23 protein-coding genes, 2 tRNA genes and 1 pseudogene are annotated in these 24,283 nt (G+C 62.2%); 19 read left to right on the forward strand and 7 right to left on the reverse strand.

Annotated elements, in window-relative coordinates; all coding sequences use genetic code 11:
• The first annotated feature begins 33 nt into the window (after nucleotides 1-33).
• The 7 genes from gatC (at nucleotide 34) to H3Z74_RS06960 (ending at nucleotide 6,496) form a co-directional block, all read left to right on the forward strand.
• Nucleotides 34-321: an Asp-tRNA(Asn)/Glu-tRNA(Gln) amidotransferase subunit GatC gene (gene gatC / locus H3Z74_RS06930; protein WP_034159396.1), complete on the forward strand. Its 288-nt coding sequence runs from the start codon at nucleotides 34-36 to the stop codon at nucleotides 319-321.
• 91 nt (nucleotides 322-412) lie between these two features.
• Nucleotides 413-1,897: an Asp-tRNA(Asn)/Glu-tRNA(Gln) amidotransferase subunit GatA gene (gatA, locus tag H3Z74_RS06935; RefSeq protein ID WP_187763198.1), complete on the forward strand. Its 1,485-nt coding sequence runs from the start codon at nucleotides 413-415 to the stop codon at nucleotides 1,895-1,897.
• Nucleotides 1,888-2,307 carry a hypothetical protein gene (locus H3Z74_RS06940; RefSeq protein ID WP_187763199.1) on the forward strand — a complete coding sequence of 140 codons (420 nt, stop codon included), beginning with the start codon at nucleotides 1,888-1,890 and terminating at the stop codon, nucleotides 2,305-2,307. Before gatA ends, H3Z74_RS06940 begins: the two co-directional genes overlap by 10 nt.
• Nucleotides 2,304-3,770 (forward strand): Asp-tRNA(Asn)/Glu-tRNA(Gln) amidotransferase subunit GatB, encoded by a 1,467-nt coding sequence (gene gatB / locus H3Z74_RS06945; RefSeq protein WP_187763200.1) that lies wholly within the window; start codon nucleotides 2,304-2,306, stop codon nucleotides 3,768-3,770. Before H3Z74_RS06940 ends, gatB begins: the two co-directional genes overlap by 4 nt.
• Nucleotides 3,771-3,942: 172 nt before the next feature.
• Nucleotides 3,943-4,629 (forward strand): hypothetical protein, encoded by a 687-nt coding sequence (locus H3Z74_RS06950; RefSeq protein WP_229726943.1) that lies wholly within the window; start codon nucleotides 3,943-3,945, stop codon nucleotides 4,627-4,629.
• Nucleotides 4,626-5,882: a M48 family metallopeptidase gene (locus tag H3Z74_RS06955; RefSeq protein ID WP_187763202.1), complete on the forward strand. Its 1,257-nt coding sequence runs from the start codon at nucleotides 4,626-4,628 to the stop codon at nucleotides 5,880-5,882. Before H3Z74_RS06950 ends, H3Z74_RS06955 begins: the two co-directional genes overlap by 4 nt.
• Before the next feature lie 2 nt (nucleotides 5,883-5,884).
• Nucleotides 5,885-6,496 carry a hypothetical protein gene (locus tag H3Z74_RS06960; protein ID WP_187763203.1) on the forward strand — a complete coding sequence of 204 codons (612 nt, stop codon included), beginning with the start codon at nucleotides 5,885-5,887 and terminating at the stop codon, nucleotides 6,494-6,496.
• Between the two features lie 58 nt (nucleotides 6,497-6,554).
• On the opposite strand, the gene H3Z74_RS06965 is transcribed toward H3Z74_RS06960, so the two are convergent.
• Nucleotides 6,555-6,776 carry a hypothetical protein gene (locus H3Z74_RS06965; RefSeq protein WP_187763204.1) on the reverse strand — a complete coding sequence of 74 codons (222 nt, stop codon included), beginning with the start codon at nucleotides 6,774-6,776 and terminating at the stop codon, nucleotides 6,555-6,557.
• Nucleotides 6,773-6,946, reverse strand: a complete 174-nt coding sequence (locus H3Z74_RS06970; protein WP_187763205.1) for a hypothetical protein — start codon at nucleotides 6,944-6,946, stop codon at nucleotides 6,773-6,775. Before H3Z74_RS06970 ends, H3Z74_RS06965 begins: the two co-directional genes overlap by 4 nt.
• A 155-nt stretch (nucleotides 6,947-7,101) precedes the next feature.
• Here H3Z74_RS06970 and H3Z74_RS06975 point away from each other — a divergent pair.
• Nucleotides 7,102-7,186: transfer RNA gene (locus tag H3Z74_RS06975), tRNA-Leu, on the forward strand.
• A gap of 62 nt (nucleotides 7,187-7,248) precedes the next feature.
• On the forward strand, nucleotides 7,249-8,883 hold the full coding sequence (gene tig, locus H3Z74_RS06980) for a trigger factor (protein ID WP_187763206.1): 1,635 nt from the start codon (nucleotides 7,249-7,251) through the stop codon (nucleotides 8,881-8,883).
• 93 nt (nucleotides 8,884-8,976) lie between these two features.
• Here tig and H3Z74_RS06985 read toward each other — a convergent pair whose 3' ends face one another.
• Complete coding sequence (locus tag H3Z74_RS06985; RefSeq protein ID WP_187763207.1) at nucleotides 8,977-9,567, reverse strand: DUF4328 domain-containing protein; 591 nt, start codon at nucleotides 9,565-9,567, stop codon at nucleotides 8,977-8,979.
• Nucleotides 9,568-9,669: 102 nt separating this feature from the next.
• Between H3Z74_RS06985 and H3Z74_RS06990 the strand changes: the two are divergent.
• From H3Z74_RS06990 to H3Z74_RS07015, 6 genes and pseudogenes are all read left to right on the forward strand, one after another.
• A pseudogene (locus H3Z74_RS06990) lies at nucleotides 9,670-10,587 on the forward strand (glycosyltransferase family 2 protein); the annotation flags it as partial.
• A 71-nt stretch (nucleotides 10,588-10,658) separates the two neighbouring features.
• Entirely contained in the window at nucleotides 10,659-11,360 is a 702-nt protein-coding gene (clpP, locus tag H3Z74_RS06995) for an ATP-dependent Clp endopeptidase proteolytic subunit ClpP (protein ID WP_187763209.1), read from the forward strand.
• Nucleotides 11,361-11,502: 142 nt separating this feature from the next.
• A complete protein-coding gene (gene clpX, locus H3Z74_RS07000) occupies nucleotides 11,503-12,771 on the forward strand; it encodes an ATP-dependent Clp protease ATP-binding subunit ClpX (protein WP_034159405.1) in 1,269 nt (422 codons plus the stop codon).
• A 199-nt stretch (nucleotides 12,772-12,970) separates the two neighbouring features.
• Nucleotides 12,971-14,170: an MFS transporter gene (locus tag H3Z74_RS07005; protein ID WP_229726945.1), complete on the forward strand. Its 1,200-nt coding sequence runs from the start codon at nucleotides 12,971-12,973 to the stop codon at nucleotides 14,168-14,170.
• Nucleotides 14,167-15,252, forward strand: a complete 1,086-nt coding sequence (locus H3Z74_RS07010; RefSeq protein ID WP_187763211.1) for a calcium:cation antiporter — start codon at nucleotides 14,167-14,169, stop codon at nucleotides 15,250-15,252. Before H3Z74_RS07005 ends, H3Z74_RS07010 begins: the two co-directional genes overlap by 4 nt.
• A complete protein-coding gene (locus H3Z74_RS07015; protein ID WP_229726946.1) occupies nucleotides 15,249-15,854 on the forward strand; it encodes a GNAT family N-acetyltransferase in 606 nt (201 codons plus the stop codon). The genes H3Z74_RS07010 and H3Z74_RS07015 overlap by 4 nt, the downstream gene beginning before the upstream one ends.
• Here the strand turns inward: H3Z74_RS07015 and H3Z74_RS07020 are convergent.
• The 4 genes from H3Z74_RS07020 to H3Z74_RS07035 form a co-directional block, all read right to left on the reverse strand.
• Nucleotides 15,851-16,195, reverse strand: a complete 345-nt coding sequence (locus tag H3Z74_RS07020) for a hypothetical protein (RefSeq protein ID WP_187763212.1) — start codon at nucleotides 16,193-16,195, stop codon at nucleotides 15,851-15,853. The genes H3Z74_RS07015 and H3Z74_RS07020 overlap by 4 nt on opposite strands.
• A gap of 72 nt (nucleotides 16,196-16,267) precedes the next feature.
• Nucleotides 16,268-16,864, reverse strand: coding sequence for a methyltransferase family protein (locus H3Z74_RS07025; RefSeq protein ID WP_229726947.1), 597 nt, complete (start codon nucleotides 16,862-16,864; stop codon nucleotides 16,268-16,270).
• Nucleotides 16,861-18,582, reverse strand: a complete 1,722-nt coding sequence (locus H3Z74_RS07030; RefSeq protein WP_187763214.1) for a M1 family metallopeptidase — start codon at nucleotides 18,580-18,582, stop codon at nucleotides 16,861-16,863. The genes H3Z74_RS07025 and H3Z74_RS07030 overlap by 4 nt, the downstream gene beginning before the upstream one ends.
• A 20-nt stretch (nucleotides 18,583-18,602) precedes the next feature.
• Complete coding sequence (locus H3Z74_RS07035) at nucleotides 18,603-19,214, reverse strand: hypothetical protein (RefSeq protein WP_187763215.1); 612 nt, start codon at nucleotides 19,212-19,214, stop codon at nucleotides 18,603-18,605.
• A 136-nt stretch (nucleotides 19,215-19,350) separates the two neighbouring features.
• On the opposite strand from H3Z74_RS07035, the gene lon reads away from it, so the two are divergent.
• The 4 genes from lon (at nucleotide 19,351) to H3Z74_RS07055 (ending at nucleotide 24,282) form a co-directional block, all read left to right on the forward strand.
• On the forward strand, nucleotides 19,351-21,747 hold the full coding sequence (lon, locus tag H3Z74_RS07040) for an endopeptidase La (RefSeq protein WP_187763216.1): 2,397 nt from the start codon (nucleotides 19,351-19,353) through the stop codon (nucleotides 21,745-21,747).
• A 159-nt stretch (nucleotides 21,748-21,906) separates the two neighbouring features.
• Entirely contained in the window at nucleotides 21,907-22,179 is a 273-nt protein-coding gene (locus H3Z74_RS07045) for an HU family DNA-binding protein (RefSeq protein WP_187763217.1), read from the forward strand.
• A gap of 149 nt (nucleotides 22,180-22,328) precedes the next feature.
• Nucleotides 22,329-22,403 (forward strand) — tRNA-Val (locus tag H3Z74_RS07050).
• Nucleotides 22,404-22,662: 259 nt separating this feature from the next.
• Nucleotides 22,663-24,282: a hypothetical protein gene (locus H3Z74_RS07055; RefSeq protein ID WP_187763218.1), complete on the forward strand. Its 1,620-nt coding sequence runs from the start codon at nucleotides 22,663-22,665 to the stop codon at nucleotides 24,280-24,282.
• Nucleotide 24,283: the final 1 nt, after the last annotated feature.

Consider the following 24,283-nt stretch of genomic DNA (forward strand, 5'->3'; position numbering starts at 1 on the left):
GTCGGCGCGGCGGGCTCTGCTAGCCGCTCCGGCATGTCAGTCGATATCGCAACCGTCAAAAAGATCGCGAGCCTTGCCCGCATCGCGATCACCGAGGAAGAGGCCGCGCGTATCGCGCCCGAGCTCGACAATATCATGGGCTGGATCGAGCAATTGGGCGAGGTCGATTGCACCGGCGTCGAACCGATGACCGCAGTCATCCCCAATCATCTGCGCCTGCGCGATGACGTCGTCACCGACGGTGGCGTGCGCGACGCGGTGCTGTCCAACGCGCCCCAGGCCGAACACGGTTTCTTCACCGTGCCCAAGGTGATCGAATGATGAGCTTCTCCACCTCCGTTTGCCCTGAGCTTGTCGAAGGGTATCTCTCTACAAGCGGCTTCTACAGGCTCAGCCCGAACGGAGCAGCAAAGTGACAGACCTGACTGATCTTGGCGTCGCGGCGATCCGCGACGGGGTGCGTGTCGGCACCTTTTCGGCGCGTGAAGTCGCCGATGCGTTCATCGTCAAGGTGAGCCAGGCAAAGGCGCTGAATGCGTTCCTGGTCGAAACCCCGGACCATGCGATCGCCGCCGCCAAGGAAGCGGACTCGGCGCGCGCCGCGGGCGAAGCGCTCAAGCCGCTGGCCGGCGTACCGATCGGCATGAAGGACCTGTTCTGTACCAAGGGCGTGGCCTCGACCGCGGCGAGCCATATCCTCGAAGGCTTCACCCCGCCGTACGAATCGACCGTGTCGGGCAAGCTGTGGGACGCCGGTGCCGGCATGCTCGGCAAGCTCAACATGGACCAGTTCGCAATGGGATCGTCGAACGAGACCAGCGCGTTCGGCAATGTCATCTCGCCCTGGCGGCGCGCCGATGGTGGTAACGCACCGCTCGCGCCGGGCGGATCCTCGGGCGGCAGCTCCGCGGCGATCGCGGCTCGGCTGTGTCCGGCGGCGACCGGCACCGATACCGGTGGGTCGATCCGCCAGCCCGCCGCCTTTACCGGTATTTCCGGAATCAAGCCGACCTATGGCCGCTGCTCGCGCTGGGGCGTGGTGGCGTTCGCCTCGTCGCTCGACCAGGCCGGGCCAATGGCGCGCGACGTACGCGACTGCGCGATCATGCTTGAGGCGATGTCCGGTTTCGATCCGAAGGACGCGACCTCGCTCGAGCTCGACGTGCCGAAATGGGAGCAGAGCCTGTCGGGTAATCTGCGCGGCAAGCGCGTCGGTATCCCGAAGGAATATCGCGTCGACAATATGCCGGCCGAAATCGACGCCTTGTGGCAGCAGGGCATCGACTGGCTGAAGGATGCGGGCGCGGAGATCGTCGAGGTCTCATTGCCGCACACCAAGTACGCGTTGCCTGCCTATTACATCATCGCGCCGGCGGAGGCTTCGTCCAACCTCGCGCGCTATGATGGTGTGCGCTACGGCCTGCGCGACTTGCCCGATGGTGCGAATCTGCAGGACATGTATGCCGCGACCCGCGCTGCCGGTTTCGGGCCGGAGGTCAAGCGCCGCATCCTGATCGGCACCTATGTGCTCTCGGCCGGGTTCTACGACGCCTATTACACCCAGGCGCAGAAAGTCCGGACGCTGATCGCACGCGATTTCGACCGCGCCTGGGAAAGTTGCGACCTGCTGCTCACCCCGACCGCGCCGTCTGCGGCGTTCGCGCTGGGCGAAAAGCTCGCCGATCCGCTGGCGATGTATTTGAATGACGTTTTCACCGTGCCGTCGTCTCTCGCCGGCCTTCCGGCGATGTCGGTGCCGGGCGGTCTCGATATGGGCGGCCTGCCGCTTGGGTTGCAGATCATCGGTAAGGCACTGGACGAGCAGGGCGTGCTCAATGCCGGCCTGGCGCTGGAGGAACGTGCCGGGTTTGTCGCGCGACCGGAGGCGTGGTGGTAACGCCAGAGGGATTCCGCGCCCGCAACCTCGAGGTGCTGCGCGAAGCCCAGACGGCGCTGAACGTGGCGTTCGGTGCGATTCTCAGCGCTTATATCGGCAATTCGCTGGCCGAGATCGACAATGGCCCATTCGACCATACAGCGCTGGCGAAATTCTTCGTGTTCATCGCCATCTTCATCATCGGGTTATGCGTCGGCAACAGCGTGATCCTGCGTGGTGAGTTCCGCCTTGGAGCGCTGTTCCTGGCGATCGCAGCAGGTGCCGCGGTCGCGGCGCACAGCCAAGGTCGCTCGCTCGGCTTCGAGGTTGCGATCCTGCGCATCCTGGCCGGATGCTGGGTCGGTGCGCTTCTCGGCAGCAATGCGGTGCTGACCGCAATTCATTACATTCATCATCGGAATCGGAAATGAGCGACTATCGCATTCAGGGCGCAACCGGCGAGTGGGAGGTCGTGATCGGCCTTGAAGTCCATGCCCAGGTCACGTCGAACGCCAAGCTCTTTTCGGGCGCGGCGACGGCGTTCGGCGCGGAGCCGAACACGCAGGTGTCGCTGGTCGATGCCGCGATGCCCGGTATGTTGCCGGTGCCGAATCGTGAGTGCATCCGTCAGGCGGTGCGCACGGGCATGGCAATCGACGCGCAGATCAACAAATGGTCGCGTTTTGACCGCAAGAATTACTTCTATGCCGATTTGCCGCAGGGCTATCAGATCAGCCAGCTCTATCATCCGCTGGTCGGCGAGGGCGCGATCGACATCAGCCTCGACGAGAAGAACCCCGATGCCAGCGGCAAGCGGATTGGCGTTGAGCGTATCCATGTCGAACAGGATGCCGGCAAGCTGATGCACGATCAGCATCCGACGCGGTCCTATGTCGACCTCAATCGCTCGGGCGTCGCGCTGATGGAGATCGTGTCCAAGCCCGACATGGCTTCCCCCGCAGAAGCAGGGGCTTATCTGCGCAAGCTGAGATCGATTCTGCGTTATGTCGGCAGCTGCGACGGCAATATGGAAGAGGGTTCGATGCGCGCCGACGTCAATGTCAGTGTGCGCAAGCCCGGCGATCCGCTCGGTACGCGAACCGAGACCAAGAACGTCAATTCGGTTCGCTTCGTCATGGCGGTGGTCGAACAGGAAGCGCGCCGCCAGGTCGATGTTCTGGAAGAGGGCGGCCGTATCGTCCAGGAAACGCGCCTGTACGATCCCGATCGTAACGAGACGCGGTCGATGCGATCGAAGGAAGATGCGCATGATTACCGCTACTTCCCCGATCCCGATCTGTTGCCACTGGAGCTTGACGACGCGTTTCTTGCCGAATGCCGTGCAAGCCTGCCCGAACTGCCCGATACCAAGCGCGCCCGGTACCAGGCACTTGGCATCACGCCTTATGGCGCGGCGGTGCTGACTGCGGAGGTGGAAAATGCCCGCTGGTTCGATACGCTGCTCGACGCCGGCGCCAAGCCGGTTGCGGCCGCCAATTGGGTGACCTCGGAACTGTTCGGCGCGCTCAACCGGCTGGGCAAGGGACTCGACGAAAGTCCGGTCGGTCCGACCCAGGCGGCGGAACTGCTCGGCCTGGTTGCCGATGGTACGCTGTCGGGCACGCTTGCAAAGCAGGTGTTCGAAGTCATGCTCGAAACCGGGCAGGGGGCCGGAGCGATCGTCGAGGAACGCGGCCTGAAGCAGACCAGCGATACCGGTGCGATCGAAAAGGTCATTGCCGATGTGATGGCGGCCAATCCCAACCAGCTGGAGCAGTATCGTGGCGGCAAGGAAGCCTTGTTCGGCTTCTTCGTGGGACAGACGATGAAGGCGATGGGCGGCAAGGCCAACCCGGCGGTAGTCAATGAATTGCTCAAAAAAGCATTGAGTTGATCCTCGCCGGCAGGCCCGACAAGCCTGCCTTGGACAAGCCCCCCGAAAAGATGCTTGCCTAAATTTTGCCCGATTGCCAAAATTGCCGGTGACAGATCGAGAGATTTGGCTTCGAGGGGTCGGGGGAATGATGATTTCGCGTTTTATTGCGGCATTTGCTGCTGCGTTTCTGATGTCGTCTGCGGCGGTGGCGCAGGAGCGGTCTGCGGTTCGTGAAGGGTTCGCCTTTCCGACCGATCGCCAGGTGACCATCGCCGTATTCCGGCCGGATGTTCATGTCGGAACGCTCACAACCGGCGGGGTCGATGAGCCCAATGCCGACTGGACCGCGACGGCCCGTGGCCTGATCGCCGAACAGATGAAGGCGAACGACAAGATCTCCGGCGCGAAGGTCATCTTCCCCGAGGATCCCGAAGGCGAGGACGGCGCCTATCTTGCCGAGTATCGCGCATTATTCAGTGCGGTCGCGCAGTCGATCCAGGTCCATAAGCTCTTTGTCGGCCAGCGGTTGCCGACCAAGAAGAAGGACTTCGACTGGACGCTTGGGGACGGGACGGCGCGGATCGGGAAGATGGCGGGGGCCGATTATGCGCTCTTCTTCTTCACCCATGATGCCTATGGTTCTTCCGGTCGGAAGACCGCGCAGATTTTCGGCGCGATGTTCGGTGTGGCGATCGCTCCGGGCATCCATGTCGGTTATGCCGGCCTTGTCGATCTGAAGACCGGCGATGTGATCTGGTTCAACGCCGATCCGCAAATGGGCGGCGACGTTCGTACGCCCGAAGGCGCGACCAAACGAGTCGGGCAATTGCTCGCCGGCTTGCCCGGACGGACTGTCCCGGTGGTTGCCGCGAAATGATCGCCCGTCGGGCGGTAACGCTCGCGGTCATGGCGACGACGCTGTGTGCGGCGACCGTGCCGCCACAGGCCGCGGCGTCGACGCCTCAAGTGGCCGCATCCACGCCGCAAGTCGCTGCGCCGACGCCCCAGACCAGTGCGACTCAGCCGGACATCATCGTATCGGTCGAGCCGCAACCGGTTCCGGCGGTGTATGTGCCGCAGGACAAGGACGAACGCGGCCTGTGGATGCAGATGGAAGAGGAGGAGCGAAAGCTCAAGACCTCCAACTTCGTCATGCGCGAGGCGCAACTCAACGACTATGTCCATCGCGTCTTCTGCAAGACAGTCGGGCCGGAGTGCGCAAGCATCCGCATCTATTTGATGCGTACGGCCTATTTCAACGCCAATATGGCACCAAATGGCGCGATGCAGATATGGTCCGGGCTGTTCCTGCGTACGCGCGACGAGGCGCAACTCGCTGCCGTGCTGGCGCACGAGTTTGCGCATTATAAGGAGCGGCATTCCCTGATGCTGTTCCGCCAGGCCAAGGCCAAGGCCGCCTCGGCAACTTTCCTCGCCATGTTTGGTCTGGTCGGCGCATTGTTCGCGCTTGGCGAGATCAGCGCCCTGTTCAGATTCTCTCGTGAGATGGAGGCCAGGGCCGACGCGCTGTCGGTGGAGATGATCGCCAAGGCCGGTTACGATCCGATGGCCGCATCGCGAATTTGGGAACAGATCGGTGCGGAGGCGGATGCGACGGCCGCCGCGCGCAATACCAAGAGCCGCAAGGACAAGAATGGCGGCATGTTCGCGAGCCATCCGCCGACTACCGAACGCCTCGCGACACTCAAGGCGTTGGCCGCCAGCATCAAGCCAATGGGAACGCCGCGGTTGAATCGCGACGAATATCGCGCGGCGCTCGCGCCGATGTGGGCAAGCCTGATCGACGATCAGGTCAAGCTCAACGATTTCGGAGCGACCGAATATCTGATCGGTTTCCTTGCGGTCGACGGCTGGACCCCCAGCTTGAATTATGCCCGGGGTGAACTGTATCGCGCGCGTGGTCGGCCGGAGGATCTCACCGCAGCGGCAGGCTTCTACCGTCAGGCGACCCAGGGAGCCGACGCACCGGTCGAAGCCTGGCGGGGATTGGGGCTCTCATTGCTGCGTACCGGAGCTCAGGCTGAAGGTCAGGCGGCGCTCAAGGATTATCTGAGCCGTCGTCCCGACGCGTCCGACAAAACCATGATTGCCATGCTGGCAGGAGTATGACCATGAATCACTTCAAGAAACTGGCGCTTGGCGTTGCGGCCATCGGTTTGGTCACGGCACCAGCGATCGCCGGATACAAGCTGATGCCGGCTGGCGTTCCGGTCGCAGTGGCGAAATCGGGGCTGACGATCACGCCGTCGATCGATTGGAACCGTCTGGGATCACGCCCCGGCCGAAATGCGGAAAGCTGGACGCTTGACGGTCTGACCTTGAACGATGTGACCTTCTATGGCGGCATCCCCAACAACACGACCCTGTTCAAGGACGCCAAGAAGAAGACCGAGCCACTGCCGCGATTCTCTTCGACGATGTTGATCCCGGACATCGCGCAGTTGTTCGAGAGCAGCTACCGGGTGTCCGTCGGCACGTCGCTGATGTCCATCGATGCCGTGAAGCCGGCCACTTTTGCCGGTAGCCCGGGTTTTCATTTCTCCTACAGCTTCGTGGTTCAGGGCGAGGAAGTGCGGCGAAAGGGCGAGGCGACGGGCGCCGTGATCGGCGGCAATTTATACATGATCACTTATGAAGCCCCGGTCATCCATTATTACGATGCCTCGATCGAGTTGTTCCACAAGCTCGCGGAAACCGCCGTGATCCGGCCGGTCAAGAAGTAGCACCCAATCCACCGATAAGGCGCGGGCGGCGCATTTCACGCTGCCCACGCCATCAAGGCTATTGCGCGTCATCTTCCTGATTCTTCGTCACGCCGCCGGTACCGCCAACGCCGTCCGGCAAACCGGGTGAGGTAAAGGCATCGGGTTCGCGCCCGCCTTCGCCGCGCTCGACCGCATCCTTGCGTGCTTCAATCACCTGCTCGATGTCGCTGCGTCCGTCCTCGCCAATTTCATTGTCATTGCTCGGCGGCGTGTCGGGGTGGGAAGCGCGATCGCTCATGCAAAATCTCCAAGATCTGCAGGTTGCCCAGGTGCGCCGCCCGGGTTGTCGGGCTGGGGCGCCGGGATATCGATGTCCGGTGCGGTCGGGCCGACCTCCGGTGGCGCCTGGTCCGGCTGGGGAGGCAGGGTCGGCTGGGGCGGTAACTCGGTCGGCGGGGTGGTGGCCATCGAAATTCTCCTTATCGCCTAAACGCGCGGGAATCCGGGTGGTTGCCTCTGCTCTTGCCAGCGGTCATGATATTGCTATGGCCCTATATCGTAATGGGCCGCTTGCCCCGCGACGCGGGGCTGGTATAGACGCCGCGCAATCGGCGGTGTCCCATGCGGGCGTGGCGGAACTGGTAGACGCGCCTGGTTTAGGTCCAGGTATCGCAAGATGTGGGGGTTCGAGTCCCTTCGCCCGCACCAGTCTCGCTGCTCCTAGCGGGGACTGGCTTCCTAGAATTTCGGATAAGGCTTGAGTAGTTACCATGCAGACTGTCGAGACGTTGAACGAGGGCCTGAAGCGCGCCTACACGCTGAAGATCACCGCGAAGGACATCGATTCCAAGGTCGATGCCGAACTGAAGCGCGTTGCACCGCAAGTGCGCATGCCAGGCTTCCGCCCCGGCAAGGTGCCTGCGAATCTGGTGCGCAAGATGCACGGCCCCGCGCTGGCGCAGGACGCGCTTAACAGCTCGATTCAGGAAGGCGTGCAGCAACTGCTCGCCGAGCAGAAGCTGCGGCCCGCGATGCAGCCTTCGGTGAGCCTCGAGAATGACTATGAGCCCGGCAAGGATGCCGAGCTGAAGGTCGAGCTGGAAGTGCTGCCCGATGTACCGACTCCATCGATCGATGGCCTGACGCTCGAGCGCCTGACCGTCGCCACGGATGAAACGGCGCTCAATGAGCAACTGCAGAAGTTCGCCGACCAGCAGAAGCGCTGGGAAGACGCGAAAGCGACCTACAAGGCGAAGACCGGTGATCTCGTCGTGATGGATTTCATTGGCAAGGTCGACGGCGTTGCATTCGATGGCGGCACCGGTGAGGACATGTCGGTCGAGCTCGGCTCGGGCCGCCTGATCCCCGGTTTCGAAGACCAGGTCGTTGGTGTGAAGACGGGCGACGAGCGCCAGATCAACGTGACCTTCCCCGACGACTACAATGTCGACACGCTGAAGGGTAAGCCTGCAACCTTCGATCTGACGATCAAGGCAGTGAAGACCGCCGGCGAGACCAAGATCGACGACGAACTCGCGACGTCGCTCGGCCTTGAAAGTCTCGAGCAGCTCAAGGGACTGCTCAAGGGCCAGATCGATCAGGAACTGAATGGCCTGACGCGCACGCACATGAAGCGCAAGCTGCTCGATCAGCTCGCCGAGGGGCATGATTTCCCGGTTCCGCCATCGATGGTCGAAGCCGAGTTCGGCCAGATCTGGTCGCAGCTCGAGCATGAAGCGAGCCATGAGGAAGATCCAGCGGCGGCACTCGCCGAGATGGAATCCGAGCGCGCAGACTATCACAACATCGCCGAGCGCCGCGTGCGCCTCGGCCTGCTCCTGTCGGAGATCGGCCAAGCGAACGGCGTTGAGGTCAGCCAGCAGGAAATGAACCGCCTGATCGCGCAGGCCGCGCAGCAATACGGCCCCGAAGATCGTCAGCGCTTCATGCAATATATCCAGCAGGAGCCAATGGCGGCCGCCCAGCTGCGCGCTCCGCTGTATGAAGACAAGGTGGTCGACTTCCTGTTCGACAAGGCGACGATCAGCGACCGCGAAGTGACGCGCGAAGAGCTGGAAGCGGCGATCGAGTCCGAGGATGGTCACGTCCATGGCCCGGGTTGCGGCCATGATCATGACCACGATCATGACGCCAAGCCCAAGGCGAAGAAGGCGGCATCCAAGAAAGCCGCTCCTGCTGAGGAAGCTGCCGTCGAGGAGAAGCCGGTCGAGGCAAAGCCCGCCAAGAAGGCGGCTGCCAAGAAGGCCGAGGCTCCTGCCGAAGTCGTCGAAGAGGTGAAGCCTGCAACAAAGAAGGCAGCCAAGCCGAAGGCGGAAGCGGCTCCGGTTGAAGAAGCAGCGCCGGCCAAAAAGCCAGCGGCCAAGAAGCCGGCAGCGAAGAAATAAGCTGAAAAGATAGAAACTGTGTCGCGCAGGCGGCTGGTTCAATTACACGAGGCCGGGCATCATGCCCGGCCTCTTTATGTTTGCCGCGCGCAATCAGGCGAAGATGTCGATTAGTGGCGTTCCGTCGAGGTTGTTTTGCGCCTGGGCAATGCCGCGAATCAGCAGGATCGCGACGATTGCCTGAGCGATGTCAATGAAGCTGTTGATAATCAACGGCATCTGGCTGATGTCGTCGCGAAAGGCCAAGCCAGTTATCCAGACGGAGAGCGCCGATAACAGCCACAATGCCCACCAAATACCGAGAAGATTGGTATTGGTATCGTAAGGCCAGGTGCCGCGACTGGCGTTCCACAGCTCGCGCATGCCCTGATACGGCTTCACAAATGATGCGATCGGTACGAAGAACCACCAAATGCGTGAGGCTGGAGAAAACTCGAGATCCTTGAGTCCGCTGGCCAGCAAATTTAGCCCGGCGATATAAATCCAGTAGGAAAAGACGATCATCGTGGAGATTTGAAAGATCGAGGCAGCAAGATCGACTTGCTGCGCGATCGGTGTGATATTCTGGGAAAAGGCCTCCGGAAACAGGAATGCCGACGCCAGCACGATGGGCGACCACAAAGCGCCAACGACAATCATGGCCGCTAGAAATAATGTTAATGGACCTAGGTTCAGCAGTTTCATGTATCGTCCCCCGATTGCCGCTCATGGTCGGCAAGGCGCCTTTGCCGGTCAAACGATAAAATGGGGGTCGAACTCGGATCCGTTCGGCCCTAAGGCGGCGCGATGACCGCCAGCATCGCCATCTTGCTCCCGTGCTATAATGAAGAAGCCGCGATCGCCCAGACGATCGCCGGTTTTCGCGCGGTGCTCCCTCACGCCACCATCTATGTCTATGACAATAACAGCCGTGATCGCACGATCGAGGTTGCGAAGGCGGCTGGTGCGATCGTGCGCAGCGAACGTATCCAGGGCAAGGGCAATGTGGTGCGCCGCATGTTCGCGGACATCGACGCCGACATCTATGTGATGGCCGATGGTGACGCGACCTATGACGCGGCCTCTGCGCCCGCATTGATCGCCCGGGTCCAGAACGAGCAGCTCGACATGGTGGTCGGCTCGCGCGTCACGCAGGAAACCGCGGCGTATCGCCGCGGTCACCAATTCGGCAATCGCGCGATGACAGGAATCCTTGCGCGTCTGTTCGGGCGCAGCTTCACCGATATCTTTTCCGGTTACCGCGTTTTTTCGCGCCGCTTCGTGAAGAGCTTTCCGGTCCTGTCGTCCGGCTTCGAGATCGAGACCGAGATCAGCGTCCATGCGCTCGAACTGAAGATGCCGGTCGGTGAAGTCGAGACACCCTATTATGCGCGGCCCGAAGGGTCGGTGTCGAAGCTCAACACCTATCGCGATGGCTTCCGCATCGCGCGTACCATCGCGACATTATACCGGATCGAGCGGCCGATGCTGTTTTTCGGCATCATCGCGGCGCTGCTCGCGATACTGGCGGTGATACTCGCAGTGCCGCTCGTCATGACCTATATGCAGACGCATCTGGTGCCGCGCTTCCCGACCGCGATCCTGGTGACCGGCCTGATGATCCTCGCCTCGCTCAATATCTTTGCGGGATTGATCCTCGATACGGTGGTGCATGGGCGCCGCGAGGTGCGACGTCTTGCCTATCTGGCACACAAGGCTCCCGGCAACGGGGTTGAACTCGCTTTCGCCAAGGCCGATGTAGGCTGTCGCAAGGGCATAAAGGATTCAAGACTTCCATGCATAATCCGTTCGACACCGGCGATTTCATGCGTCCCCTCACTACCGCCGGCTTCGCTGCGCAAGATCCTCAGTCGGGCCTGGTCCCGATCGTGATCGAGCAGTCCAACCGCGGTGAACGCAGTTTCGACATTTATTCGCGCCTGCTGCGCGAGCGCATCATCTTCGTGACTGGCGGGGTCGAGGACCATATGGCGTCGGTCATCAGCGCACAGTTGCTCTTTCTGGAGTCGGAAAACCCCAAGAAAGACATCTTCATGTACATCAACTCGCCGGGCGGCGTCGTCACGGCGGGCATGGCGATCCATGACACGATGCAGTATATCCGCCCGCGCGTCGGCACCGTGTGCATGGGCCAGGCGGCTTCGATGGGCAGCTTCCTGCTCGCCGCCGGCGAACCGGGCATGCGCGTTGCGCTGACCAATTCGCGCATCATGATCCATCAGCCTTCGGGCGGGGCGCAGGGCATGGCATCGGACATCGAGATCCAGGCGCGCGAGATTCTGCGCATCCGGGCCCGCATGAACGAGCTCTATGCGCACTATACCGGCAAGCCGGTCGAGGAAATCGAACGCGCAATGGACCGCGACAAGTTCATGTCGTCGGATGAAGCGAAGGAATTCGGCCTGATCGATGAGGTGTTCGACAAGCGTCCGGCGATTGCGGACGAATCGGGCACGCCGGTGCTGCCGGCATCGTAACGCTAATTTGACGCCACTCGTCGCAAGATGAATTTGATTCCAGTCGTCGTGAGACGATTTTGATTGTTGTAGGAATGAAGGCGGGCGGTCTACCATGGCCGTCCGCACTAGCGCGCCCGAGGGGCTGCGAAGGATGTATTGAATGACGAAGCTCAGCGGTGGCGATTCGAAGAGCACGCTCTATTGCTCGTTCTGCGGCAAGTCGCAGCACGAGGTGCGCAAGCTCATCGCGGGGCCGACCGTGTTCATCTGTGATGAGTGCGTCGAGCTCTGCAACGACATCATTCGTGAAGAAACCAAATCCGCGCTCGTTTCGAAAAAGGACGGGGGTGTGCCGACGCCGCAGGAAATCTGCGACGTGCTGGATGACTATGTCATCGGCCAGAAGCGCGCCAAGCGCGTCCTGTCGGTCGCGGTGCACAACCATTACAAGCGCCTCAACCATGGCCAGAAGGGCGCGGATGTCGAGCTTGCCAAGTCGAACATCCTGCTCGTCGGTCCGACCGGTTGCGGCAAGACGCTGCTTGCCCAGACGCTGGCGCGAATTCTCGATGTGCCGTTCACCATGGCCGATGCGACCACGCTGACCGAAGCGGGTTATGTCGGCGAGGATGTCGAGAACATCATCCTCAAGCTGCTCCAGGCGTCGGATTATAACGTCGAGCGGGCGCAGCGCGGCATTGTTTACATCGACGAGATCGACAAGATCAGCCGCAAGGCGGAGAATCCTTCGATCACGCGCGACGTGTCGGGCGAAGGCGTGCAGCAAGCGCTGCTCAAGCTGATGGAGGGCACCACCGCGTCGGTGCCGCCACAGGGCGGGCGCAAGCATCCGCAGCAGGAATTCCTCCAGGTCGACACGACCAACATCCTGTTCATCTGCGGTGGCGCGTTCAGCGGCCTCGAAAAGATCATCGGCGACCGCTTGCAGGGCAAGTCGATCGGCTTCGGTGCCTATGTCGCTTCACCCGAAGAGCGCCGTACCGGCGAGACACTGAAGGCTGTCGAGCCCGAGGATCTGCTGAAATTCGGCCTGATCCCCGAATTCGTCGGCCGTCTGCCGGTGATCGCTACGCTCGAGGATCTCGACGTACCGGCGCTGGTGACGATCCTGACCGAGCCGAAGAACGCTTTGGTCAAACAGTATCAGAAGCTGTTCGACATGGAGCAGGTCAAGCTCGGCTTCACCGACGATGCACTGGTCACCGTCGCCAAGAAGGCGATCGATCGCAAGACCGGTGCGCGTGGCTTGCGTTCGATTCTCGAGGGCATCTTGCTCGACACGATGTTCGACCTGCCCGGCATGGACGGCGTTGACGAAGTGATGATCGACGGCGACGTGATCGAGGGCCGTAAGGAGCCGATCCGCGTCTATGCCAAGAAGGACAAGGCGGGTGCCGGCGCTGCGTGATCGCAGCGCCGGGCCTGACCTTCCCAGGCCGGGTTTTCCTGCCGCGGGATATTCGGACGACTATTGAACCTTCCCATCGGACTGGTGTTTCGTCGCTATGTCCGATGCCGCCATGCCCGCTGCACCAGGTGTGGCTTTCCGGTCTGGCGGCACATCACCTTTATTGACTGATGCGAGGCTGCGGCGGCCGCTCGTCGCGTTGGCTGCGCTCAATTTCTTTCTCGCCGATGCGCGTGACGGGCTCGGGCCCTTCCTCGACGCTTATCTCGCGACCCATGGCTGGTCTTCGATGGCATTGGGTGCAATCGCGACGGGCGGCGGTTTGCTCGGCATGATTGCAACGCCGCTGTTCGGCGCGCTGGTCGATGGCACGCGTTACAAGCGAACCCTGGTTATCGTGCCGGTGATTCTGGTAACAATCGCCGCGCTGCTGACGCTACGCATTCCCTCGGTCGCGATGGTCATCGGCGGGCAGGGCATGACAGCGGTGGTCGGCGCCGTGATCGGCCCTGCACTGATCGGCCTGACCTTGGGCGTGGTCGGTGAGGCGCGCTTTCCCGATCAGGTGTCGCGGAACGAATTCTGGAATCACGCGGGCAATGTCCTCTCGCTCGCCGCGATCTACGTCGCGACGGCCTTGTATGGCGAATCTGGCATCGTCTGGCTGATGATTGCTACGGCGCTTGGCGCGGTGATTGCGGCCGCGGCGATCGACCCAAAGCGAATCGATCACCAGGTGGCGCGGGGACTGGCGCATGACGATGGCGAACCGGGACCGTCGGGTTTCACCGTGCTGCTCCGTTCGCGTGGCCTGATCATGCTCGCGGTCGTGCTGCTGATCTTCCATTTCGCCAACGCACCGATCAGCCGGCTGATCGCACAGCAATATTCGATCGAACTCGGCACACCTTTCCGGACCACCGCGCTGATCACCGGTGTCGCGCAACTGACCATGATCGGTGCAGCGGTGCTTGCGCCGCTGCTGATCAGGCGCTTCGGGCTGGCAGCGGTATTCGTCATCGGGCTGGCCGCCTTGCCGTTGCGCGGGGCGATCGCCGGTGGCCTGACCGGGTTCTGGACGGTCTATCCGGTCCAGTTCCTTGATGGCTTCGGTGCCGGATTGCTCGGAATTGTCACCCCGGTCGCAGCGGAGCGAATCCTGTCGGGCAGCGGACGGTTCAATGTCGGCCTGGCCGCAGTGATGACCGTGCAAGGCATCGGTGCATCGCTGAGCAATATCGTCGCCGGCTGGCTGGTCGCGCAAGGCGGCTATGGTTTGGCCTATTGGATTCATGGCATGGTCGCAGTGCCCGCGCTGGTGCTGTTCGTCATTTGCCGCCACAGTATCGCGCCGCCACGTGCGACCATCCAAAGATCAGGGAATCCAGCCGACACATGACCCGTAACCCCAGCCTTCCGCTCTGGTCGCTCATCCTGCCGCCGCTCGGCCTTGTCGCCGTCCTGGCTTCTGTCTCCAAGATGGGTGGCGTTGGTGCCGGTATCGGAGCGCTGATCCTGATCGGTTGCGTACTCGCGGCGGTCCATCATGCCGAAGTCGTTGCCCACCGTATCGGCGAGCCATTCGGGACCCTGGTCCTGGCGATTTCTGTCACGGTGATCGAGGTCTCGCTGATCGTCTCGCTGATGCTTGCCGAAGGTGGGGATGGTGCCACCCTGGCTCGCGACACGGTGTTCGCCGCGGTAATGATCATCCTCAACGGCATTGTCGGCCTGTGCCTGCTGGCGGGCGGCGCGCGGCATCATGAGCAACGCTTCGTCCAGCGCGGTGTAAGCGCGACGCTTGCCGTGCTTGCGGCGATGGTGGTGCTGACGCTCGTGTTGCCCAATTTCACCTCGACCGTCGCCGGGCCGGTCTATTCGAACAGCCAATTGATCTTCGTCGCGATCATGTCGCTGATCCTCTATGCGACCTTCGTGCTGGTGCAGACGGTCCGGCACCGCGATTATTTCCTGCCGGCGACCACCGGCACGCTGCCGGCTGACGCGCATGCCGAGCCGCCATCGGTGCGTACGACCTGGACGGCATTCGGTTTGCTGCTGGTTGCGCTGGTTGCGGTAGTCCTGCTCGCCAAAGGACTTGCGCCGACGCTGGAGCGGGCGGTGGTTGGGGCGGGCCTGCCTCTGGCGCTGGTCGGCGTGGCGATCGCTGCGCTGGTGCTCGCGCCGGAGAGCCTGGCGGCCTATCGTGCGGCCAAGCGAAATCGCCTGCAGACCAGTCTGAACCTGGCGCTCGGTTCAGCCTTGGCAACGATCGGCCTGACCATCCCGAGCGTTGCGGTCGTCTCTCTGGTCCTTGATCTGCCGCTTAGCCTGGGCATCGATGCGAAGGGCATCACCTTGCTCGGCCTGTCGCTGATGGTATCGATCCTGTCGCTCGGCACCGGGCGCACGACGGTATTGCAGGGTGCGGTGCACCTCGTCATCTTCGCTGCCTATCTGTTCACGACGATCGTGCCATGACGGCTGAAAGCGCAACGACATTGCTTGCCGGGCAAGGAGATCGGGCACCGGTGGCCGCGATGCTGGCGCGTGCCTTTGCCGAGGACCCGGCAACCTGCTTCATCTTTCCCGACCCGGTCGTTCGCGCTCGGCGCTTGCCGAGGCTGTTCGCCTTGTTGTTCGATGGGGATGAATCGGCGGGTATGCGACTGGTTACCGCGGGCGGCGCGGCGGCGACCTTGTGGCGCGGGCCCGGGCGGTCGCGGACCAGCCGCCTGGAGTTGATCCGCAGCGCCTGGCCGGTGCTCCGCACCATGGGACTGGGTGGGACTCTTGCGCGGGCGCTGGCAGTATCCGATGCAATCGACGCGCATCACCCGGCCGGGGATTACTGGTATCTCCATATTGCCGGCTGCGATCCGGCCATGCAGGGGCGCGGGCTGGGCAGGGCAGCGGTGCAGGCCGGGATTGATCGCGTCGCTGGCGGCGGGCTTCCAATCTATCTGGAAACGCCGCTCGAGAAGAATATCGGCTTCTATCTTGGTCTGGGCTTCGAGCTGACCGGCGAATGGCAGGTGCCCAAGGGCGGACCGCGCTTCTGGTCGATGATGCGCAGCGCCTAGGGTATTCCGGCGGCCAGTTTTCCCAGCCAGGCCTTGGCCTGTTTCGGCTCGCCAACGGCACTGGCATCGACGGGGCCGCGCGAGGCCATGAACTCGGCATGCAGGTCGAACGGTGGAAGTCCGAGACGTTTCCGAGCCTCGTCGACATCACCCGCGAGGTCGGTCAACTCTTCGATTACGGGCGCCCAGAGTATAGCCAGTTGGCGATCCTTGTTGTGGGCGAACAATCCCCATTTGCCGGTCGCGCACCGCTCAAGTGCAGAAATCAGCAGAAGGCGATACTCGCGCTCCATTGTCGCGCGGTGTTCGTCGAGTTGAGCCAGCCTGTCGGCCTTCGCCATTGTTGGTCCTTCATTGATGTAAGCCGTCGTCGGGCATCGGATACCGTCAGACGATCAAGATACGCCGCCGATTCAGAATATCCCCGGCACGAACCGACGCACTCGCGCCGCATAGCTGTCATACACGCTTCCGAACATCTCGCGCAGCAACCGCTCTTCCTCGACGATCCGCAGCCACGTACCGGCGATGTAGAGTGGCACCGCCAGCAACAGATGCAGCGGATGCCCGAACGCGACCGCCAGCGCGATCATGAATAGGAACAGCGCCACGTAGATGGGATGGCGGACATGGGCGAAGGGGCCATTGGTCACCAGGCTGTGATCCGACCTGGTGCGCGCAACCAGGCTCCAATTCCGTCCAAGCGCCCGCGCCGAGGTGACGAAGAGGCCGATGACCGCGGCCATCAGCAGGGTGATCAGGATTGCCTGGCCGATCGCAAAAGGGGAAAGGGGGGCGAGCCCGACATTGATCGGGCCGAAGCCGGCAAGGCCGATGCCCAGTCCCTGGATCAGGATCCCGGCCAGCGAACGCGGCGATTTCTTTTGCTGGCCGGTATCTTTCACTGCCCCGCTGCGCGCCACCAGCAACGACAACAGGAAAAGCGCGAAGCCGGTCGCCATGGCCACCAATCCCGGCGCACCAATCGGGCTGGCATGCACGAAACTCACTTGGCTGCTGCCTTGGCAGCCATCGCCGCGCGCCATGCCTGCAATTCCTCGACGGCGATCGATCGTTTGAGAATGCGGCTGTCTGGATCAAGCACGACATGCGCATCGGGCGATACATCGATCGTATTGCTGCCGCCGGTCATCGCGAACCGGGTGTCCCGGCCGTCGATCTGCACGTCGACCGGCATCGGAAAGGGCAGGTTGCCCGGCACTTTCCAGCTCAAGGTCAGTTTCCCGCCCTCGCGCGTTTCAATCAATTCGGGGAGGGCTGCCTGGCGCAGATAGACATCGAAGAACCAGCGATAGTCCACGCCGGTGACCTGCTGCACAAGTTGTTGATATTCGGACGTACTGCTGTAGCGCGGCGCGAAATTGCCTGGCTTCGGATCAAGCCGCCCATAGACGGCAAGTCGGGTGACATCGCCGAACGCTTGATCGCCGATCAGATAGCGTAGCGTGTGGAGCATCCACGACGCTTTATAATAGATGTCGAGGCCCGGGCCGCCTTTGTCGCTCTGATAGACATCTTCCTCGCTGCGCGGCTTGCCCGAGACGATCGGCGCCTGGTTGAGAATGTCGGTACGGCTGGCCAGCATCATTGCGGCATAGCGCGCATCGCCCTCGCGCCAGCGCCCATAGAGTGGCTGCATATAGGTGGCGTAGCCTTCGTGCAGCCACATATCGTCCCAGTCGGCGACGGTCAGCTGATTGGCGAACCATTCATGGGCGAATTCGTGGTGGAACAGCCAGTCGAACCCTTCGGCCGCCTTGGCATATTCATTGCCATACCCGTTGATCGTCTGGTGCTCCATGCCCTTGTGCGGCGTTTCCACAACGCCGACCTTCTCGTCGCCGAACGGATAGGGTCCGATGGTGCGCTCGAAAAAATCCACCGTCGGCGCGAATTCGGCGAACAACGCCCTGGCCTGTTTCTCTTCGCCTGGCAGATACCAATAGGTCATCGGGAAGCTGTTGCCGAAACGGCTTTTATAGGTTTCCGTGATCTCCTCGTACGGAGCGATGTTGAGCGCGATCGCATACATGTTCGGATGCCTGGCGCGCCAGTTCCACCTCGTGCGCCCATCAGCCAATTTGTCGATGCCGAGCAATATGCCGTTCGATGGTGCCTTCAGCCCCTTGGGCACAGTGATGTGCAGATCGACCGAACGCGGCTCGGCGGTTGGGAAATCGAGGCAGGGCCAGAACAGGTCGCAGCCTTCGCCTTGCACGGCAGTCGCGATCCACGGCAATCCCGCCGGCGTCTTGGACCAGACAAAGCCGCCGTCCCAGGGCGCGCGCACCGCGACATGCGGAGTGCCGCCATAGCTGATTTTCGCTATGACTTTGCCATCCGCCGGTACCGGTGCGGGCAAGGTGATGCTCAATCGGCCTTCGGGATTGGTCCAGGCCGATCGCGGCAACGGCTTGCCATCGATCGCGATGGCGCTGACGGGCAGATTGCGATCGAGATCGATCACCAGGCTGGTCAACGCCGCCTTGGCGGTAAAATCGAGTATCGCGACACCAGCGATCGACTGGGTGGCGGGCATCACTTCGATCGCCAGGTCGACGGTATCGAGCTGCAATTTCGCCTGCTCCGGGTCGACAGGACCGCCCGACCGCTGCGTCTGCGCCGTCAGCGGCGGCAATCCCTTTGGCGGAGGCGCCGCAGCGATCAGTGCGATGAGCGGGACGGCAAGCAGCGGGCGAACGAACATGTAGGGCTTTCTTCGCAAGGTCAGTGCAACTCGACCATGAGCCGGTCGATGACGAGTGTGAAAAAGGGGACGCCGTTCTGCGCGATGCGCAGACGTCTGGGCCAGTTCAAGCCTTGGGCGGCAATGGCGCCGTCGAAGGTGAAGCGCTCCTGGATGACCTCGCCGCCGTCCGGCGCGAAGACGGTATAGGCTGCGGCGGTGAGGCGGCCCTCGGTGTCGGTTTCGAAGCTGACCGGTGGCAGGCCGGGATGTGCAGCGAGAAGCTTGCCTCCGACCGCCGCGGTCGGCGCGCGCAGCAGCATATAGCCGTACAGGCCATATTGCTCGCGCTCGTGCCGGGCCTGATGCGCGGGCAGGGGGGCTCGCTTGCCGTCGCGTTCGGTCCATCCGCCATCGGGCTCGATGATCAGCGAGCGAGTCGCGGCGGTTCCTTCCTTCATGACCCAACTGTCGGAACGCATGCGCACGAAGGGTTCGATGCGCGTTCGCATGCCGAGTCTGAGCGTCCGTTCGGGTGTGACCACCTCGGCTGCACCGACCCAGCCGATTGCAGCGATCCGGTCAAGCAGGCGCTGTCCGCCCATTGCCGCAGCGGTGCGGGCCACGGGATCGCCGGAGGCCCCGCGCGCCATCGCTATGGCTGGGAGCATAGCAACAGCCCCGCCGATAACGCTTCGGCGCGTCGTGCAAATCGCACGATTGATGGATCGGCAACCATCACCATATAAGGGTAGACCGGCGCCGCGTTCAGGCGCCCCCGGAGTATTCATGACCCAGTCCTACCCCGTCCTGCCGTTGCGCGACATCGTCGTGTTCCCGCACATGATCGTGCCGCTGTTCGTCGGCCGCGACAAGTCCGTTGCGGCACTGGAAGCGGCGATGAACGCCGATAAGGAAATCTTCCTCGTCGCACAGCTCGATCCGTCGGAAGACGATCCCGTCCGCGACGACTTGTATGATATCGGCGTGACCGCCACCGTGCTGCAGTTGCTCAAGCTGCCCGATGGAACCGTGCGCGTTCTGGTCGAGGGCAAGACCCGCGCCTCGCTTGACGTGCTGAGCGAAACCGATGGGTATCTGACCGCGACCGTATTGCCGGTCGAGGAAGCCGTTGCCGAGGGTAATGAGGTTTCCGCGCTGATGCGATCGGTGATCGACCAGTTCGAGAATTACGCCAAGCTCAACCGCAAGCTGCCTGCCGAAACCGCAGTGCAACTCAACGAGATCGAGGACGCGTCGCGCCTCGCCGATGCGGTTGCCGCCAATATCTCGGTCAAGGTGGCCGACAAGCAGTCGCTGCTGGTCGAGATCGATCCGGCCAAGCGGCTCGAGATGGCGTTCGCCTTCATGGAAGGTGAACTCGGCGTCTTGCAGGTCGAGAAGAAGATCAAGAGCCGCGTCAAGCGCCAGATGGAGAAGACGCAGCGCGAATATTATCTCAACGAGCAGTTGAAGGCGATCCAGCGCGAACTCGGCAACGAGGGCGAGGAAGGCGAAGGCGACGAGATTGCCGAGCTGACCCAGAAGATCGCGACGCTGAAACTGTCCAAGGAAGCCCGGACCAAGGCGACGTCGGAGTTGAAGAAGCTCAAGTCGATGGCGCCGATGTCGGCTGAAGCGACGGTGATCCGCAACTATCTCGACGTTCTGCTCGGCCTGCCCTGGGGCAAGAAGTCCAAGGTGAAGAAGGATATCGCGGCGGCACAGGCGATCCTCGACGAGGATCATTATGCGCTCGAGAAGGTCAAGGACCGGATCGTCGAATATCTCGCGGTTCAGGCGCGCACCAACAAGCTGAAGGGGCCGATCCTGTGTCTCGTCGGCCCTCCCGGCGTGGGCAAGACGTCGCTTGGCAAATCGATCGCGAAGGCGACCGGGCGCGAATTCATCCGCCAGTCGCTCGGCGGCGTGCGCGACGAAGCCGAGATTCGCGGCCACAGGCGAACTTATATCGGCTCGCTGCCGGGCAAGATCGTGACCAATCTGAAAAAGGCCGGCACGTCGAACCCGCTGTTCCTGCTCGACGAGATCGACAAGCTTGGCCAGGATTTCCGCGGCGATCCAGCTTCGGCGTTGCTCGAGGTGCTCGACCCGGAGCAGAATTCGAAGTTCCAGGATCATTATCTGGAGCTCGATATCGACCTGTCCGATGTGATGTTCGTGACCACCGCGAATACGCTCAACCTGCCCCAGCCTTTGCTCGACCGGATGGAGATCATTCGCCTCGAGGGCTATACCGAGGATGAGAAGGTCGAGATCGCGCAACGCCATCTGATTGAAAAGCAGATCGAAGCACATGGGCTGAAGGCCGGCGAATTCACGCTGACCACAGAGGGCCTGCGCGCGTTGATCCAATATTATACGCGTGAAGCAGGTGTCCGCACGCTGGAGCGTGAGATTGCGCGCCTGGCGCGCAAGGCGTTGCGTCAGATCCTCGAAGGCAAGGTGGAGAGCGTGACGATCACGCCCGACAATCTCGCCGATTTCGCTGGCGTGAAGAAATATCGCTACGGCCTGAGCGAGGAAGAGAATCAGATCGGTGCCGTCACCGGCCTCGCCTGGACCGAGGTCGGCGGTGAATTGCTGACGATCGAAAGCGTCACCGTGCCGGGCAAGGGCGGCGCCAAGGTTACCGGCAAGCTCGGCGATGTGATGAAGGAATCAATTGAAACCGCGCTCAGCTTCATCAAAGCGCGTGCGCCGAGTTATGGCATCAAGCCGAGCATTTTCGCGCGCAAGGATCTCCACATCCATCTGCCCGAGGGGGCGGTGCCCAAGGACGGACCATCGGCGGGTATCGGTATCGTTACCGCGATCGTTTCGACACTGACCGGCGTGCCGGTGCGGCGCGATATCGCAATGACCGGCGAAGTGACGCTGCGCGGCCGCGTGTTGCCGATCGGCGGGCTCAAGGAGAAACTGCTCGCGGCGCTCCGCGGCGGCATCAAGACCGTGCTGATCCCCGCCGAGAATGAGAAGGATCTGGTCGAGATTCCAGCGAATATCCGTGAAGGATTGACGATCATCCCGGTGGCGCATGTCGACGAAGTGTTGCGCCTCGCGCTGACCGAGCCATTGACCGCGATCGACTGGAGCGAGGCCGATGAACTTGCCGCGCTCCCGCCTCCGGGTGTGGCGCCGATCGGTGGGGGCGTGCACCACTGAGGCGCCTTTTACGGAGATCGCACCATAATCCCGCCGCATTCGATGCAGTTCGATGACGTTTTGCTTTGACAGTCACCGCGTGACCCGCCTTACTGTGCCACCGGCTTCGCGCCGTGAATCATTCAAGTTGGTGTAATCTGTAAACGGGGGTCTGTAGGCATGAACAAGCAAGAACTGATCGGCACCGTCGCCGACGCGTCTGGGCTGAGCAAGGGTGATGCCAGCAAGGCGGTCGAGGCGGTTTTCGATGCGATTTCCAATTCGCTGAAGAAGGGCGATGAAGTTCGCCTGGTTGGCTTCGGCACGTTCTCGGTGAGCAAGCGCAAGGCCTCAACGGGGCGCAATCCGCGCACCGGAGAGCCGATGACGATCAAGGCGTCGTCGCAGCCGAAGTTCAAGGCCGGCAAGGGCCTCAAGGACGCGGTCAACTGATCGACCATATTTGATGACCGGCCGGGGCTGGACAAGTCCCGGTCGGCTGTCTTAAGGCACATGTAACGGGGCGGCGGTAAACGTCGCCCTGTTGCGTTCGCGGCTCTCAGAGAGCTGCCGTAACGCTATCTCCGTCGCGATCACGCGATGGGCGCGTAGCTCAGTGGTAGAGCACACCCTTCACACGGGTGGGGTCGCAAGTTCAATCCTTGCCGCGCCCACCAATCTGCGGCTTCCGCTCCGCTCTCGAAATCCGCTGATTCTGATCCATCGAACTGCAAATGCAGTTGGGTCGCAAACTGCCGTGCGCCGTTCTTGTCATGCAAACGAAACATGATCGTCATCATTATGTCGTCGGATTCGCATTTGCGAGTCACGCAGCGCGCCTACCCGCACGATCAATCGACAGGGGGATCACCGAGTCGATGGCGGGTCGGGGGCTGGAGCCACCGAACGTGAATGCCCACGGATTCGGAGATTTTCATGTCCAGCTTCAAGCGTCTCAGCCTTGTTCTTTTCAGCGGCTGTGCCGCGCTCGCGCTTAGCGCATGCGACGGTGCTAACGGTGTCGCATCGCCCGGCGGTGGTGGCGGCACGCCGACGCCAACTCCGACTCCCACGCCGACCCCAACACCAACCCCGACACCGTCCGCGATCGCGGCATTCGCCGAGACGACGCAGAGCGGCATCACCGTGACGCGCGACGAGCAACTGGCTGTGGTCAATGCCGGCACCAATAACGTGCTGACCGGATCCGGCGCGCTCAACGGCTTCCTGCCGGCGGGCGCCGCAGCAACCGCAACGCCGTATAATGCGGCGCTGCTCAATCCGGCCGGGTCAACATTCTTCACGACCACCAGCTATATCGGCGCGGTCAATCCGGCGGGCGATACCTGGTATCAGGGCTGGACCTGCAACTCGAGCACGGCGAACTTTGGCGCGACCAGCTCATCCTGCTCGTCGGTTCCGACCTCCGCCGCTGCCCCGGCAGCAAGCGCATGCCCGGCCGGCACAACGGCTGCAGGCACCAATAACAATTACCGCCTGTGCGTCCTGCCGGCCCTGGTATCGGGCACATTGTCGCTGCCCAAGATCGATGGCGTGGCGTATCAGATCAATGGACGCGTCGATGTCGGGGCCGATGTCGGTGGTGCGGGCGGTGGCGGTGCCGCGGCAACGCTCAACATCGCCGCCGGCGTGCTGGTCGTCTCAAATTCGTCTGACGCGGCAAATGACTATCTGGTGGTCAACCGCGGATCGACGATCAACGCGATCGGCACCGCCACCAGCCCGATCATCTTCACCTCGCAGCAGAATCTCAACCCGGCATCGAACGGCGATGCGACGCAGGGGCAGTGGGGCGGCGTGATCCTTGCCGGTCGCGCACCGATTTCGAACTGCAACGTTGCCGGCACCGCCGGTGGCGCTGCGAATTGCGAGAACGTGGTCGAGGGTACCGGCAACGCGCTCTATGGCGGTGCGACCGCCACCGACAATAGCGGGACCATGCAATATGTTCAGATCCGCTATTCTGGCATTGCCATCTCGGACGGCAATGAGCTTCAGGGCCTCACGCTTGGTGGAACCGGCTCGGGCACAACGCTCGACCATATCCAGGTCCACAACAGCTCGGACGATGGCATCGAAATCTTCGGTGGCCGCACCAATCTTAAATATGTCGCCCTGACCGGCTCCGACGATGACGGTCTGGATACCGATGTGGGCTGGCAGGGCCTTGTTCAGTTTATCATCGTTGCACAAAAGACCATCGGCGCGACCACCGATTCCTTCTCGACCGAGATCGACTCGAACGGCAACGAGGACTTTCTCCCGCGCCAGTTCGGCCGGCTTGCCAACTTCACCTTCCTTCAGACGGCGAATTCCGCTGCGGCAATCCGTTTGCGTGGTGGTGCGGACTATACATTCGTGAACGGCATCGTGAAGTCGAACGTACCCTGCGTGAACATGATCGCGGGTACGGAAGCGAATGGCGGCAAATCGACCATCCGCCCGGCGGGCGGCACCGGTGCCGTCCCGACGACGATCGATGAGCGCGGCCCGCCCGTGTTCCACTCGATCTATTTCGCCTGCAACGGCGCCTGAG

It is taken from the genome of Sphingomonas alpina (assembly GCF_014490665.1).
In the GTDB taxonomy this organism is placed as follows: Bacteria; Pseudomonadota; Alphaproteobacteria; order Sphingomonadales; family Sphingomonadaceae; genus Sphingomonas; species Sphingomonas alpina.